The organism is Sphingomonas psychrolutea (assembly GCF_014636175.1).
GTDB lineage: Bacteria > Pseudomonadota > Alphaproteobacteria > Sphingomonadales > Sphingomonadaceae > Sphingomonas > Sphingomonas psychrolutea.
In genome coordinates this window covers 111,288-126,513 of the sequence record NZ_BMDW01000008.1, presented here as the reverse complement: position 1 = coordinate 126,513, position 15,226 = coordinate 111,288, and the positions used below count along the sequence as shown (strand labels likewise).

13 protein-coding genes are annotated in these 15,226 nt (G+C 65.7%); 11 read left to right on the top strand and 2 right to left on the bottom strand.

What is annotated here, in order from left to right; translation table 11 throughout:
• The first annotated feature begins 141 nt into the window (after nt 1-141).
• From IEV62_RS08685 to IEV62_RS08650, 8 genes are all read left to right on the top strand, one after another.
• Nucleotides 142-825, top strand: coding sequence for a response regulator transcription factor (locus tag IEV62_RS08685; RefSeq protein WP_188446545.1), 684 nt, complete (start codon nt 142-144; stop codon nt 823-825).
• A complete protein-coding gene (locus IEV62_RS08680) occupies nt 816-2,393 on the top strand; it encodes a sensor histidine kinase (RefSeq protein ID WP_229732961.1) in 1,578 nt (525 codons plus the stop codon). The genes IEV62_RS08685 and IEV62_RS08680 overlap by 10 nt, the downstream gene beginning before the upstream one ends.
• A 111-nt stretch (nt 2,394-2,504) precedes the next feature.
• Complete coding sequence (locus IEV62_RS08675) at nt 2,505-3,695, top strand: BaiN/RdsA family NAD(P)/FAD-dependent oxidoreductase (protein ID WP_188446543.1); 1,191 nt, start codon at nt 2,505-2,507, stop codon at nt 3,693-3,695.
• Between the two features lie 32 nt (nt 3,696-3,727).
• On the top strand, nt 3,728-3,907 hold the full coding sequence (locus tag IEV62_RS08670) for a type II toxin-antitoxin system HicA family toxin (protein ID WP_188446541.1): 180 nt from the start codon (nt 3,728-3,730) through the stop codon (nt 3,905-3,907).
• 8 nt (nt 3,908-3,915) lie between these two features.
• Nucleotides 3,916-4,335 (top strand): type II toxin-antitoxin system HicB family antitoxin, encoded by a 420-nt coding sequence (locus tag IEV62_RS08665; protein WP_188446539.1) that lies wholly within the window; start codon nt 3,916-3,918, stop codon nt 4,333-4,335.
• 90 nt (nt 4,336-4,425) lie between these two features.
• Nucleotides 4,426-6,159 carry a DEAD/DEAH box helicase gene (locus tag IEV62_RS08660; RefSeq protein ID WP_188446537.1) on the top strand — a complete coding sequence of 578 codons (1,734 nt, stop codon included), beginning with the start codon at nt 4,426-4,428 and terminating at the stop codon, nt 6,157-6,159.
• A gap of 195 nt (nt 6,160-6,354) precedes the next feature.
• Complete coding sequence (hisC, locus tag IEV62_RS08655) at nt 6,355-7,446, top strand: histidinol-phosphate transaminase (RefSeq protein ID WP_188446535.1); 1,092 nt, start codon at nt 6,355-6,357, stop codon at nt 7,444-7,446.
• Nucleotides 7,443-8,144 (top strand): haloacid dehalogenase type II, encoded by a 702-nt coding sequence (locus tag IEV62_RS08650; protein ID WP_308510775.1) that lies wholly within the window; start codon nt 7,443-7,445, stop codon nt 8,142-8,144. Before hisC ends, IEV62_RS08650 begins: the two co-directional genes overlap by 4 nt.
• 53 nt (nt 8,145-8,197) lie before the next feature.
• Here the strand turns inward: IEV62_RS08650 and IEV62_RS08645 are convergent, their stop codons facing one another.
• Both IEV62_RS08645 and IEV62_RS08640 read right to left on the bottom strand, forming a co-directional pair.
• Complete coding sequence (locus IEV62_RS08645; RefSeq protein ID WP_188446533.1) at nt 8,198-9,442, bottom strand: NAD(P)/FAD-dependent oxidoreductase; 1,245 nt, start codon at nt 9,440-9,442, stop codon at nt 8,198-8,200.
• Between the two features lie 29 nt (nt 9,443-9,471).
• Entirely contained in the window at nt 9,472-10,485 is a 1,014-nt protein-coding gene (locus IEV62_RS08640) for an NAD(P)H-binding protein (RefSeq protein ID WP_188446531.1), read from the bottom strand.
• 100 nt (nt 10,486-10,585) lie between these two features.
• Here IEV62_RS08640 and IEV62_RS08635 point away from each other — a divergent pair, with 100 nt between their 5' ends.
• The 3 genes from IEV62_RS08635 (at nt 10,586) to IEV62_RS08625 (ending at nt 15,208) form a co-directional block, all read left to right on the top strand.
• Nucleotides 10,586-12,256, top strand: a complete 1,671-nt coding sequence (locus tag IEV62_RS08635; RefSeq protein ID WP_229732959.1) for a hypothetical protein — start codon at nt 10,586-10,588, stop codon at nt 12,254-12,256.
• A gap of 106 nt (nt 12,257-12,362) precedes the next feature.
• Nucleotides 12,363-13,394 carry a ferritin-like domain-containing protein gene (locus IEV62_RS08630; protein ID WP_188446529.1) on the top strand — a complete coding sequence of 344 codons (1,032 nt, stop codon included), beginning with the start codon at nt 12,363-12,365 and terminating at the stop codon, nt 13,392-13,394.
• Nucleotides 13,391-15,208: a hypothetical protein gene (locus IEV62_RS08625; protein WP_188446527.1), complete on the top strand. Its 1,818-nt coding sequence runs from the start codon at nt 13,391-13,393 to the stop codon at nt 15,206-15,208. The genes IEV62_RS08630 and IEV62_RS08625 overlap by 4 nt, the downstream gene beginning before the upstream one ends.
• Nucleotides 15,209-15,226 lie beyond the last annotated feature (18 nt).

The window sequence follows — 15,226 nt, the reverse complement described above, 5'->3', positions numbered from 1 at the left end:
CTGGAAGGGAGGGGATTGAGGGGTGGGTCGGTGTGGGCGGCGGCGTGACTTCTCCACACCGACCCACCCCCAGCCCCTCCCTTCGAGGGAGGGGAGGCAAGAAGAGTTGACCCCTGCGTACCCGGAGCCACTATGCCGCTTATGAGACACATCCTGATCGTCGATGACGACCCGCACATTCGCGAATTGCTCGCTTTCGCGCTGGGCAAGGCGGGGATGAGCGTGGCGGAGGCGGCGGATGGTGAGGATGCGCTGGCGGCGCTCGCGCGGCGGATGCCCGATCTGATGGTGCTCGACATCAACATGCCACGGCTCAACGGGCTCGATCTGTGCCGCAAATTGCGGGCCGAGGGCGGGGCGGGGGCGACGCTGCCGATCCTGTTTCTGTCCTCACGCGATGACGAGATCGACCGCATCGTCGGGATCGAGATCGGCGGCGACGATTATGTCGTGAAGCCTTTCTCTCCCCGCGAAGTGGTGGCGCGTGTCGGCGCGATCCTAAAGCGCGGGACCGCACCTGCCGTACCGCCCAAGGCGGTGACCCGCGCGCGCCTGTCGCTCGATACCGAGGCGTGGGAGGCGCGCTTCGACGATGCGCCGGTGCTGCTCACCGCGACCGAGTTTCAGTTGCTGCTGCTGTTCGCGACGAGTCCGACCAAGGTTTTCTCGCGCGATGCGATCATCGATCGGCTGCACGGGCCGGGCTTTGCGATCACCGATCGCACGATCGACAGCCATGTCCGCAATTTGCGCGGCAAGTTTCCCGAGGTCGATCTGATCGAGACGCGCGCCGGGATCGGGTATCGCATCGGCAGTTGCCGTTGAGCCTTGATGTGATCGGGGCGCTGAAGACCTTTGCCAAGGCGCATTGGCCCAAGCTGCGGCTGCGCGTCATCCTGTTCGGGACGTTGCTGTTCGTGGCGACCTTGCCCGGCGTCGCGGCGCTGTCGCTGCGCGTGTATGAGAATACGATTGTCCAGCAGACCGAATCCGAACTGATCGCGCAAAGCGTGGTGCTGGCGGCGGCGTATAAATCGGCGTGGCGAGACGGTGCGCCGGACCCGGTCCCACGCCCGCTTGCGCCCGAAACGCCGGCGATCGATTTGCGCACCGATGCGGTGCTGCCGTCTGCGCCACGCGGGGGGCGCGCGCCCGGTCCGCCCGACCCCCATGCCGAGCAGGTCGGGCAAATGCTCCGCCCGATGGTGAGCGATGCGGTGGCGGTCACGCTGACCGCGACGCGCCTGCTCGATGCGCGGGGCACGGTCGTGCTCGGCCGCAACGATGCCGGCCTTAGTTATGCGAAGCTGGCCGAGGTGCGCGCGGCGCTGCGCGGGCGTCCGGCGACCGTCCTGCGCGAACGCAGCGCGGTGGAAATGGCCGATTGGCGGGCGATGCTGAGCCGGGCCTATGCGATCCGCGTCCATCATGCCCGCCCGGTGATGGCTGGCGGCAAGGTGATCGGCGTGGTGATGGTCACGCGCTCCCCGCGCGGGCTGTTTATCGGCATCTGGCAGGATCGGGTGGCGATCCTGCTCGGTTCGGGGGTGATCTTCCTGACGCTGCTCGTGCTCGCTGGCTTGCTCTCGCGTGGCATCGCGCGGCCGATCTCGGCGCTGGCGCGCGCGAGCGACGATGTCGCGCGCGGCGTGCCGGTGGTGCCCGAGACGCCGGTGACGGCGGCAATCGAGATCGCGCAACTTTACGACAATTTCCGCGGTATGGCCGAGCGGATCGAGCGCCGCTCGCGCTATCTGCGCGATTTCGCCGCCGCGGTGAGCCACGAATTCAAGACGCCGATCGCCGGGATTCGCGGTGCGCTTGAACTGCTCGGCGATCATGGCGCCGAGATGAGCGCAGCGGAGCGCGCGCGTTTCCTTGGCAATGCGACGGCGGATGCCGATCGGCTGGCGCGGTTGGTGCAGCGGCTGCTTGATCTCGCGCGCGCCGACATGGCGACGATCGATGCCGATGCGCGCGCCGATGTAGTGGCAGCGGCGCGGCGCGTGGCAGATTCGTTTCGGAGGGAAGGCTTTGCGGTCGGCGTGGATGCGGGGGTGGTGCCAGACGCCCGGGTCACCAGCGAAGCGATCGAGACGATCCTCGAGACTGTCGTCGAAAATGCGCGGCAGGCGGGGGCTTCGCTGGTGACGATCCGCATCGAAGCGATCGACGGTGTGCGTCTGTCAGTGGTGGACGATGGACCGGGGGTGGCGGCAGCGGACATCGCGCGCATCTTCGAACCCTTCTTCACCGGGCGGCGCGAGGAAGGCGGGGCGGGCCTGGGCCTCGCGATCGCGCGCTCGCTGCTGGCGGCGAGCGGCGGGACTATCGTGGCCGAGCGGGTGGCGACGGGGGCGTGTTTCCGGATCGGGCTCGTCGCGGCGATCTGACTCTAAATCGTCACCCCGGACTTGTTCCGGGGTCCACGGTGCCGCAAGCAACCACCGTCGCAAGGTGCGGCCCGGTGGACCCCGGAACAAGTCCGGGGTGACGACCAGCCGATGACCGCGATAATCTCCTACGACACCATCATCCTCGGCGCAGGCGCTGCCGGCCTGATGTGCGCGCTTACCGCCGGACAACGCGGGCGCCGCGTTTTGCTGGTCGATCATGCCGAGGCGATCGGCAAGAAGATCCTGATTTCCGGCGGCGGGCGGTGTAATTTCACCAATCTCCACACCGCAGCGGATCGCTTCCTGTCGGCCAATCCGCACTTCGCCAAATCGGCGCTTGGCCGCTACAGCGCGCAGGATTTCCTCGCTCTGGTCGAACGCCACGGCATCGCCTGGCACGAAAAGACGCTCGGCCAATTGTTCTGCGACGGCTCGGCCAAGCAAATCGTCGCGCTGTTGCAGGATGAATGCGACCGGGGTGCGGTCGAGATCGCGCTCGGTCAGCCGATCCGTGACGTGGAGCATGCCGACGGTCGCTACCGCGTCACCGTCGGCGACCGCACCGCCACTGCGCCGGCGCTCGTCATCGCCACTGGCGGCCCGTCGATCCCGCAAATGGGCGCGACTGGCTTCGCCTATGACCTCGCGCGCAAATTCGGACTGAAAGTGGTCGAACCGCGCCCGGCTCTGGTGCCACTGACGCTGGGCGGCGACGAAACGCTGTTCCGCTCGCTCTCGGGTGTCGCGGCCGAGGTGGTTGCCAAAGCGGGCAAGGCCAAGTTTCGCGAGGCCGCACTCTTCACCCACAAGGGATTGAGCGGTCCGGCGATCCTGCAAGTGTCGTCTTACTGGCGGCACGGCGAGCCGGTCGGAATCGATTTCCTGCCCGATCTCGCGCCGGGCTGGCTCGTCGCGGTCAAGCATGCCCGCCCGCGCGCGCGGCTCGACAATACGCTCGGCAATCATTTGCCTGCGCGCCTCGCGGATACGCTGGCCGACCGGATCGGCATCGACGGCGAACTCGGCACCCACACCGACAAGGCGGTCGCGGCGGCGGCGGCGCAACTCGCCGATTGGCGCTTTACTCCTAACGGCACCGAAGGCTTCGCCAAGGCCGAGGTAACGGCGGGCGGCATCTCCACCGCTGAACTCTCCTCGCAGACGATGGAAGCGCGCAAGGTGCCGGGGCTTTACGCGATCGGCGAGGCGGTGGACGTTACCGGGTGGTTAGGGGGCTACAATTTCCAATGGGCCTGGGCGAGCGGTTGGGCGGCGGGGATGGCGATCGCTCGCGATTGACTTTTATGAGGCAGTGTGTATGATGCGCACTCATGAAAAGTGCCGATCTCATCCGTGAGTTGAAATCGGCAGGGTGGGTGCTCGATCGGGTTCGTGGCTCGCACCATGTGTTCACCCATCCGGATCGCGGCGGCCATGTTGTCATCCCGCATCCGAAGAAGGATTTGGGGCGCGGATTGGTTGCGGCGATCCGCAAGCAGGCGGGAGTGTAGGAGGTCATATGCGCTATCCCATCGCGATCGAACCGGGTGATGACACCACTGCGTTTGGCGTCGTAGTGCCGGATTTGCCGGGCTGTTTTTCTGCGGGCGATACGCTTGACGAGGCACTTGTCGGTGCCGAAGAGGCGGCAGCGGCGTGGATTGATGCCACGCTGGACGCCGGGCTGGCGATTCCGCGTGCGAGCAGTTTGGATACGCTGCGGCTCGATCCGCAGTTCGCCGGGTGGAGTTTGGGTGTCATCACGCTTGATGCCGCGTTGTTCGAAGACACGATCGAACGCGTCAACGTCACCCTGCCGCGCCGGGTGCTGAAGCGACTCGACGCGATGGCACAGGCGGCGGGGGAGAGCCGGTCCAGCTATATCGCGCAGATGACGCTGGAAATGCCGGATCGATTGGCGATCGACCGCGCGATCTGATCGGCGTTTCGGCACACGTGCATTTCCCGCACACCCGTGCTATACGCCCGCTTTGGCGCGCGCCCCCGCCGCCCCCAGATCCGGAATATCATGCCCTTTTCACACCTCCCCACGCTTCTTGGCGAAGCATTATCCGCGCGTGGTTATGCCGCGCCCACCCCGGTCCAGGCCGCCGTCATCCAGCCCGAGGCCGAAGGCCGCGACTTGATCGTTTCGGCGCAGACCGGATCGGGCAAGACCGTCGCCTTTGGTCTCGCCATCGCGCCGCAATTGCTGGGTGAGGACGGTCTCCTGCCGTCGCCGCGCGCGCCGCTGGCGCTCGCCATCGCGCCGACGCGCGAACTCGCGCTGCAAGTCAGCCGCGAGCTCGAATGGCTCTACGGCAAGGTCGGCGCGCGCATTTCGACGTGCGTCGGCGGGATGGACGCCAGCCGCGAGCGCCGCAGCCTCGCGCACGGCACGCATATCGTGGTCGGCACGCCGGGCCGCTTGCGCGACCATATCGAACGCGGTGCGCTCGATTTGTCGAACCTCAAGGCGGTCATCCTCGACGAAGCCGACGAGATGCTCGACATGGGCTTCCGTGAGGATCTCGAACTGATCCTCGACGCGTCGCCCGGTGAACGCCGCACGCTGATGTTCTCGGCGACGATGCCCAAGTCGATCGTCGCGCTCGCCAAGCGCTACCAGAAGGATGCGTTGCGCATCTCGACCGTCGGCGAAGATCGCGGCCATGGCGATATCAGCTATCAGGCGGTGACCGTTGCCCCCGCCGATATCGAAAATGCCGTGGTCAATTTGCTGCGGCTGCACGAGGCGGAAACGGCGATGCTGTTCTGCGCGACACGCGACAATGTGCGGCATTTGCACGCCGGGCTGATCGAACGCGGCTTCGCCGCGGTCGCGCTGTCGGGCGAGCATAGCCAGAACGAGCGCAATGCCGCGATGCAGGCGCTGCGCGATAAACGCGCGCGGGTTTGCGTGGCGACCGATGTGGCCGCGCGCGGGATCGATCTGCCGTCGCTGTCGCTGGTCGTTCACGTCGAATTGCCGCGCGATGCCGAGACGCTGCAGCATCGCTCGGGCCGCACCGGCCGTGCGGGCAAGAAGGGCACCGCGATCCTGATCGTGCCGTATCAGCGGAAGCGCCGCGTCGAGATGATGCTGCGCGGTGCGCGGATCGCGGTCGAATGGATGAATGCGCCGACCGTCGACGACATCCGCCAGGCCGACAAGTCGCGGTTGATGACGATGCTGATGGAAGACGTCGAAGTCGACGAGGACGATCGCGCCCTGGCGCAGCAATTGCTCGAGAAGAAGACCCCCGAGGACATCGCGGCAGCTCTGGTACGCAGCTATCGCGCGCGGATGCCGGCGCCCGAGGAAATGATCGAGCACAGCAGTGCCGGCGGATCGCCGCGTGAGGCCGGCAAGGAGCATCACCGCGAGGGCTTCGATGACACGGTGTGGTTCCGCATGGATATCGGTCGTCGCCAGAATGCCGATCCGCGTTGGATTCTGCCGCTGATCTGCCGTCGCGGGCACATCACCAAGAATGAAGTCGGCGCGATCCGCATCGCCGCGAACGAGACGATGTTCCAGGTGCCGCGCGGCATCGCGGCCAAGTTCATGGCGGCGGTGAAGCGCACCGTGGGCGAGGAACCCGAAGGTGCTGTCCAGTTCGAACAAGTCCAGGGCGGCCCGGCCGATGCCGAGCGGCCGAGCGCCGGACGTCGTGCCAACGGGCCGGCGCCGGCGCGGCACGAGCGTCCGACGCTCCGCCCCGCCGGGGCGGGTGGCGGGCATAAGCGGCCACGGGGGTAAATTCCTTATTCCTCCCCGGAACGGGGAGGGGGACCGCTCGGCTTCTTCAGCCGAGTGGTGGAGGAGCAGCCACAAGCGCGCCGCTCTGTAACTGCCCCTCCACCGTTCGCTGAATGCTCACGGTCCCCCTCCCCGTGCCGGGGAGGAACGGGAGTAGGAATTGAAGGCGGCGGCTTTCCCCGCTAAGCGCGTCCCATGAACGCACCCCAACCTAAATCGTGGATCATGGATATCGCCCCGTACGTACCGGGGCGGTCGACCAGCGACAGCGGCGCGCCTGTCGTCAAATTGTCGTCGAATGAAAATCCGCTGGGCACCAGTCCGCAAGCCGAGGCGGCGTTCGTCGCGCATGTCGGCGATCTGGCGCGCTATCCCGATGCGGGCGCGGCGGTGCTGCGCGAAGCGATTGCAGCGCATCACGAGCTTGACCCGGCACGCGTGATTTACGGCACAGGATCGGACGAAATCCTCCACCTCATCGCCGGGGCCTATGCCGGGCCGGGCGATGAAGTGATTCAGGTGCGGTACGGCTTTGCCGTCTATGAGATCGCAACTCGCCGCGTTGGCGCGACGCTGGTGATCGCGGACGACCGCGACCATGCGACCGATGTCGATGCGATCCTCGCCGCCGTGACCGATCGCACCCGGATCGTGTTCGTCGCCAACCCCAACAACCCGACCGGCACGTATGCCCCGGCGCGCGAGATCGCGCGGCTGCACGCCGGTTTGCCGCCGCACGTGATGTTGGTGCTCGATCAGGCCTATGCCGAATATCTGTTGCCCGAAGAGGACGATGGCGGACTCGAGCTTGCCCGCACGCAGGCGAACGTGCTCGTCACGCGCACCTTCTCCAAGATCCACGGCCTCGCCGCTGAGCGGATCGGCTGGGGCTATGGCTCTGCGCACGCGATCGCGGCGATGCACCGCATCCGCGCGCCGTTCTGCTGCACGACCGCGGGGCAGGAAGCCGCAGTCGCGGCGCTGGGGGCCGCCGATTTCATCGCCGCGTCGCGCGAGCATAACCGGGTGTGGCGCGCGTGGTTTAACGACGAGATCGCCAAGCTCGGCAATGCGGGCCTGCGCGCCGTTCCGAGTGCTGCAAACTTCGTGTTGGTCCTGTTCGACGGCGCGGTGAGCGCCGAGACTGCGTATAAGGCGCTGATGGAGCGCGGCTATATCGTGCGCTGGCTGCCGGGGCAGGGGCTTGGCAATGGCTTGCGCATCACGATCGGCACCGAGAAAGAGACCCGCGGCGTGATGGCCGCGCTGCGCGAGATCGTCGCCTGATAAAGGTTCTGGCCTTCGACGTCTTCGGCACCGTCGTCGATTGGCGTAGCAGCATCGCGCGCGAAGCGGCGGCGTTCTTCAGCCCGCTCGGTCGGAGGGACATGGATCCCGCCGCGTTCGCCGATGCGTGGCGTGGTCTGTATCAGCCTGCGATGGAGGAATGTCGTTCGGGGCGCCGCGCCTATACCCGGCTCGATGTTCTCAATCGCGAGACGCTCGATACGCTGTTGGCGCAGCACGATGTCCACGCGGACGATATGGCGGTCGCCGATCTGGCAATGGCGTGGCGTCGGCTCGATCCGTGGCCCGATGTGGTTGCGGGGCTGACGCGGTTGAAGGCGCGTTTTCCGATCGTCACGCTGTCCAACGGCAATGTCGCGCTGATCCTCGAAATGGCGCGGCGCGGGGGTCTTCCCTGGGATGCGATCCTCGGAGCCGAGGCGACCGGGGTCTATAAACCCATGCCGCAAGCCTATCTCGGCACGGCGGAGATTTTGGGCCTCGCGCCGGAGGAACTCTGCCTCGTCGCCGCGCACCATAGCGACCTTGCCGCCGCGCGCGCCTCGGGGTTGCGCACGGCCTATGTCGATCGCCCGATGGAATATGGCGGCCGTCCCGCACCGGACCGTGGGGCGGCGCAGGAGTGGGAGTATAGGGCGGGGTCGCTGGAGGAGCTGGCGGAGCAGATGGGCTGCTGATCCGCTACGCCTTCCCCGGTAGACCTTCTCCGGCGAAGTGCGAGCGGAAAGGCTCACCCAGCCGCCATCATCTCCTTCAACGGCACGCCCGCATCGGCGAGCAACGCCGGATCGACCACCGCGCGTGCCACCACTAGCGCCCGCCCCTGCACATAATCGCGCGTCGCGTTGACGCAGTCGAGCGCGATCACGCGGCCGTGCTTCAGGTAGATCACCGAGAAACTGCGCGCCGCCATCTCCCCGCGCACAACCAGCGCGTCGTATCCGGTCGACAGGCCAACCGTCTGCAACTTCAAATCATATTGGTTCGACCAGAACCACGGGACTGCGTCATAGGGTTGATCTTCCCCAGTCAGCAGTTTCGCCACCGTCGTCGCCTGGTCATTGGCATTCTGCACCGATTCGAGCCTGATCTTGGCGCCATCGGCAAAGCCATTGGCGTGCGCCGCGCAATCGCCGATCGCGAAGATGTCGGGCAGGCTGGTGCGGCACAGCGCATCCGTATCGACGCCATTGCCGCCCGCCGCACCTGCGGCCAGCAACGGTGCGACCGCCGGGATGATCCCGATCCCGACGATCACGAGTTCGCCGTGGAGCAGCGTGCCGTCGGCCAGCCGCACGCCGCTCGCCGCGCCGTCCTGTCCGACGATCGAATCGACCTGCATGTCGGTGCGCAAATCGACCCCGTGCGCGCGGTGTTCGACCTCGTAGAAATGCGACAGCGGTTCGCCCGCCACGCGTGCCAGCACGCGGGATGCTGCCTCGAGCACGGTGACGTGCTTGCCGAGCTTGGTCAGCACGGCGGCCGCCTCGAGCCCGATATAGCCGCCGCCTACGACGATCGCGCGCGTCACGCCGGGCAGTTCGGCCATCATCCGGTCGACATCGGCGCGCGTGCGCACGCCGTGCACGCCGCGCAGATCGTGCCCCGCACAGGTCAGCCGCCGCGGGCTCCCGCCGGTCGCCCAGATCAGCGTCTTGTAGCCGATCGTCGCGCCGTCCGCCGTTGTTACACTATGCGCGGCGGCATCGACCGACACCACCGTTCGCCCCGGCAGCAGCGTCACGTCGCGCTCGGCCCAGAAAGCGGCGGGGCGGATCAGGATCCGTTCGAACGGCTTGTCCCCCGCCAGATACTCCTTCGACAAAGGCGGGCGTTCGTAGGGCAGCTCTGGCTCGTCGCCGAGCAGCGCGATGCTCCCGACAAATTTGCGCTGGCGCAGCGCGATTGCGGCTTGCGCGCCGCCGTGTCCGGCACCGACGATCAGGACGTCATAGCGTGTGGGTGTTTCGGTCATGCGTTCCTTATCTGCCGCTGCGCGCCGGATCAAAAAACGGCATGGTCGCCGCGATCGATCGATGCCTCGCCTTTAACGGCTTTCGCATAGAAATCGAACAGCGTTTCGGTGCCTGTCGAAGGCGTTGCCGTCGCATCGTAGCGCCCGGTCGCAGGGTCGAGCACCAGCATCGATTCGGTCGCATAATAGCGCCCGATCCGCGCCAGCTCGGCCTTGTCGGCCAGCGCCGGGACCACGCGACCGAGCGTGCCGAGCACCGCGATGATCGTGTCGAGCAGCTTGATCGGCACCGATGTGAAGCGCGGTTTGCGCCCCAACAATGCGAACAACCGCTCGCCCTGTTCGCGCGGCGTAATGGCAGCGCCGGGCCCGCCGATCGGTAGAATGCTGTTATGGCGCTCGGGCAGATCGATACACTCGGCCAGATAGCGCCCGAGATCATCGTCGCTGATCGGCTTGCACGCGGTCAGCCGACCATCGCCGAACAGCAGGAACGGCTTGCCGCGGCGAACGCGCTCGATCTGGCCCGAAAGCGATTTGAAAAACGCCGTTGCGCGGACGATTGAATAGGTCACGCCCGATTCGATCAGCGCGGCCTCGAACGCCAATTTGGCGTGCTGAAACGCCAGCAGCGGCTTTTGCACGCACATCGCCGAGAGCAGCACCATGTGCGTTACCCCCGCCGCCTGCGTGGCGGTAAGCGCACTGACATGCGCACGGTGGTCGATCGCCCAGGCGTCCCTGGGTGCGCCTGTGCGCGAGGCGAGACAGGAGAGCAAAACGTCGAACCGCTCGCCGCGAAACCCGTCGCGTGCCAGCGATGCCGGATCGGTCACATCGCCGAAGCGCAACTCCGCGCCGGGCAGTATCGCTGCAATCTCGGTCGCGGACATCTTGCCGCCCGTCCCCGTCTTCGCGCGCACCAAACACACGACGCTATGCCCGCGTTCGACCAGCGCGCGCACCGTCGCCTGTCCGATCGTCCCGGTCGCCCCAAGGACGAACACGCGGCGCGGCGGGAGAGGGGATCGTATTTCGGCCATCGTTGCGCGGTGTTGCCGCAGGCCTGGGCTCGGCGCAACGGCTGTGGCATATCGGATCGGGGTTTTGCGTGATCGCGCGCGCGTCCCTAGGGTCGCGGCGATGAGTGGGCAGCACGCAGATTCGACACCGGCGTGGCCCGACCCGGCAGCCGTGGTGCTGACCTATGGCGTCGCGATGCTGTTGTTTTTCCGCAAGGTCATCGCCAGCGGCTTCGACCAAGGCTTCAGCGATCGCGCCGACGGCATCATCGAGATCAGCATTCTCGAACATTGGCGCAATGTGCTGGCGGGCGCGTCGACGTGGAACGTCACCAACTATTTTCATCCCTATCCGGCAACGCTCGGCTATAATGACGGCTATTTCCTGTACGGGATGGTCTATGCGTTCTGGCGGCTGGTCGCTGACCCGTTCCTTGCCGATACGCTCAACATTGCGACCTTCAAGACGATCGGCTTCTTCGCGGCCTATGCTTTGGTCGCGCGATCGCTGCGCTGGGGGCGGGGCGCTGGCTTGCTGGTCGCCTTCCTCTTCACCAATGCGAATGGCCTGATGGTCCAGGCCGGGCACGCGCAATTGCAGAGCATCGCGTTGTTGCCGGTGGCGATGATCCTTGCCGTAGCGGTGCGCCATGCCGAGCAAGCAAGGCGACGCGGCGCGGCGTGCTGCGCGGCCGCCGGGCTCGCGCTCCTGCTGGCCGCATGGCTGTTCACCGCTTTCTATATGGCGTGGTTCACGATCTTCTTCGGCGCAGTCTTCGCTTTGTGCTGGGTGGTGATGAGCGGGCAATGGCGTCCGATCGCCCTGCTGCGGTTGGCCGTGCGGCACAATCTGGTGCTGGAGGTGGGCGGCATCGTCTTTGCGATCGCAGCGATCCCGTTCCTGAACGTGTATTTGCCCAAGGCGCGCGAGACTGGCGGGCAATCCTATCAAGCAGTGCTCCCCTATCTCGTCCTGCCGCTCGATCCGGTGAACGTCGGCACTGCCAATTATATGTGGGGCTGGCTGGTGCGGTTATTGGGCAATGCGATGCCTGAGGGTGAACATGGCACCGGCATCCCGCTGCTGCTGTTCATCCTCGCAACCGTCGCTTTATGGCAAGCCGTCATACGGCGGCGCACGGTCAACGGGGGCGCGGTCGACGCCGTGTTTCGGGCGTTTGCGGCGGCAATCCTGTTGTGCTGGTTGCTCACGATCCGGGTCGGCGGTGTCTCCGCCTGGGCGCTGGTCTACGACCTTGTGCCGGGGGCGAAGGGGATGCGCGTCGTGTTGCGCTTCCAGCTGTTCCTGATCTTGCCGGTGCTGCTGCTCGGTATCGGTGCCTGGCGGACGCGCGCGCGCGATTGGGCCGGGCGGCGACCGATTTTGCTGGCGGGCATGGTCGCGCTGCTGATCGCCGAACAGTTCGGCAGCGACGTGCCGGTGCAAGTTAGCCGGAGTCAAGACGGTGCGGCATTGTGGTCGCTTTCGTCACCCCCGAAGGAGTGCCGTAGCTTCTACGTGGTAAGCGCGCGTCGCGATGCGCCGCTGTACGTCGATGCCGAACGCACCGCGCTATACCCGCATAACGTCGACGCGATGTTGCTGGCCGAGCATTGGCAACTGCCGACCATCAATGGGTTTTCTACCTTCAATCCACCCGACTGGGACTTCGCCGATCCTGATGCTGCCAATTACGACTCGCGGATCGCAACCTATGCGGTACGCCACAGCCTGAGCAAGGTCTGTCGCCTTGATGCCCGTGGACCACGGGTCTGGAGTTTTTTACGGTAAGATGTCGTGAGCATTACTGTAAAAATACTCCGATCCGACGATGTTTGTGCTTCCGCGACTCGGCAAACAATGCAATCCCTTAGGAAAGACATCGGGGGAACGCGCTATGATCCGACTGCAGGCCAGGCCGCTCGACACGCTGGAGGACGCCTTCGATCTGCTCCAGACCGCGATCGGCGTCGAGTTCGGCACGCTGCCGCCCTATCTCTACGCGCTCTTCTCGATCCCGCCGGGTAAGAACCCCGCAGCAGGCGCGCGAATCCGCTCGGTGATGCTGCAGGAAATGGTGCACATGTGCCTCGCCTGCAACATCCTGAATGCGCTGGGTGGGTCACCCACGCTCACCCCGCCGACCTATCCCGGGCCGTTGCCGGGCGATATCGGCCCGCACGGCACACCGCTCGATATCCATCTGCTGCCCTTGTCGCGCGATGCGATGAAACAGGCGATGAACATTGAGGAGCCGGAGAAGGTGCCCGATTTCCCGATCCTGAAGGCATCGCTCGCCGCCGGACCACAGGCGATGACGATCGGGCAATTCTATACGATGCTCGATGCCTATCTCGCCACCTTGCCGCCCGAGGCGTGGCATGTCGATCGCAACCAGATCACCGACAATCAGTTCTTTGCGGGCCAGATTTTCGCGGTCAACAATTACGCCGATGCCCATCTCGCGATTACGCAGATCATTTCCGAAGGCGAGGGTGCACCCGATGATCCGCTCGATTTCCAGAACGACATCGCGCATTTCTATCGCTTCGGTGAGGTGTTCTACGATCGCGTACTGACCAAGGCGCCGGGGACCGAGAAGGGCTATACGTGGGGCCCCGAGCCGCTCGGCGTCGATTGGGATGCGGTGTTTCCGGCGATCTCCGATCCCGGCGAGCATGACTTTTCGAACGATCCGCCCGCCGCGCAAGCCGCACAAGCCGCCTGCGATGACGCTTATGCGCTGATGGTCGATGAGCTGCAGCGGGCTGTCTCGGGCGAACCCGCGCGGATGGGCAACGCCGCGCAGGCGATGTTCGATTTGCGGATGGCGATGCTCGTCGCGTTCCGCACCCCGCTCGCCGATCCGACCAAAGTGTCGGGGCCGAGCTTCCTCTACAATCCCACCACCGAGGGAGCATTGCTGTGAGTGTCCTCGAAACCCCGCATATCCTGTTCCGCGGCAAAGTGGCGTGGGACCCGATCACCACCAACAATTACAGCACGATGTATGACGAAGCGGCGGCCTCTTGGGGGCAAATCCCGGCCGAAACCGCGCAAGCCTTTCGCGACGAGGCGATCACCGCGGTCGAGAATGGCAATTGGAACCCGGGGGGCACGCACCGATCGACCTTTTTCGATACGCAGATCAGCGGCGTCGATACCGGCGGCGGGGTCGTCACCGACGATCCGTTTGTCAGCGCGCCGGTCGGCTTCCAGGGGATGCTGGTCGATTGCGAGCCGTACGGTGCGTTCAGTTCGCAGCTATTTTTTGATGCGCTCAGTCTGGGGATCGCCGGGGGTTGTCGGATCTATGCGCCGCGCACCACGCGCTTCACCGCGCGCTACATCAACTTCCGCCGTAACGGTGCCAATCGCATGATCGCAGGCGTCGCCTCGGTCATTTGGCAAACGGCGTTCGCCAAGGCCGACGGGCTCCAAATCGACGCCTTCGATTCGCCCGCGCTGCAGGCGCTCAACACCGCGCTTGAGGATCCCGGCGTGCTCGGGCTGACGGTGCGGTGGAATTCCTATTTCACGGTCTATTATGATGATCCCGCGCTCGGTGATGCCAGCGATCCGGCCAAACAGAAACGCCGTCAGGCGGCGCGCGCCGCCGAATTGCAGGCCAAGTTGCTCGGCGGTGGTTTTCAGCCTAATCCGGCGCGCAGCGAGATTGTCGGCGTGGTCGGGCTGTGGCGCACGGGCGAGCCGATCCGCGAGCCGGGCGACCGCGCCTTGCTGTCGAGCGAGGGGGCGACCGCGTTCGGCACCGCCTTCGCGCGGATCGACGGCGACACGCTGACGCTCGACCTGGGCAACAGCGTCAGCGAAGTCGATCAGGCGCTGACCAAACAGAATTTGGGGCAGATCGATGTTGTCGCACGCGATGCCAGCGGCACCGATCTCGCGGTGCTCGGCAGCCTCGCCTATGCCGATTATGACAAGGCTGCCTATGATCGGGCGTCGGGTCTGGTGACGCTCAAGCTCGATCCAAGCGCCGCGGCAATCGCCGCCGATGCCGATCTGTGCCTGCGCCAAAGCAACGGAACGGTGCTTGCGACCGAGAGCGCGCTGCGTGCGATTCCGCTCACCCCCAACCTCTATCTCGATCAGGGCGACACCAAGACCGCCGTCGCGCAAGTCTATGCGCGCGGGGTGCCGGTCGGGGCAGGGGTACCGGTGACGATTGCAGCGTCCGCGTCGAGCGTGACGGTCACTTCGGTCGCGTCGACCGATGCGAACGGCCAAGTCGCGTTCGACGTGATCGGCAGCCAGGGGCAAGTCAACGGCTTCGTCTTCGTGCCCGGCGCGGATGCGGTGGTGCCGGTGAGCGGGATCGATCCGCAAGTTACCACCTATATGTATGCGCGGACATTGCCCGATAACGGGCTGGAACAGGTCCCCGCGACATGGGCCAACGTCTACAATGCCGTGCTGATCAATTGGTATGCGATGGCGCCGTGCATGGACAATTGGCTGCGGCTCGACGATCCGGCGCAAGTCCATGCTTATGGCCCGTTGCTCAAAACGCTGACCGACCCAGCGAATTTCGAAGCGTTCCGCTTCATGCCGGTGGTGCGCGACATGACGGCGGATTCGCGCGGGCTGCTTTACCGCTTCCTCGATGGACCGGCGCCCGGCGCGGCGAAGGTTGCAGAGAGGATGACGGTGACGCTCGTCGAGGAGTCGGCGCACGAACCGACCAATGCCGAACTCAGCCGCGCGATGCGGGGTAATTGAGCGCCTGTAGGTCTTACG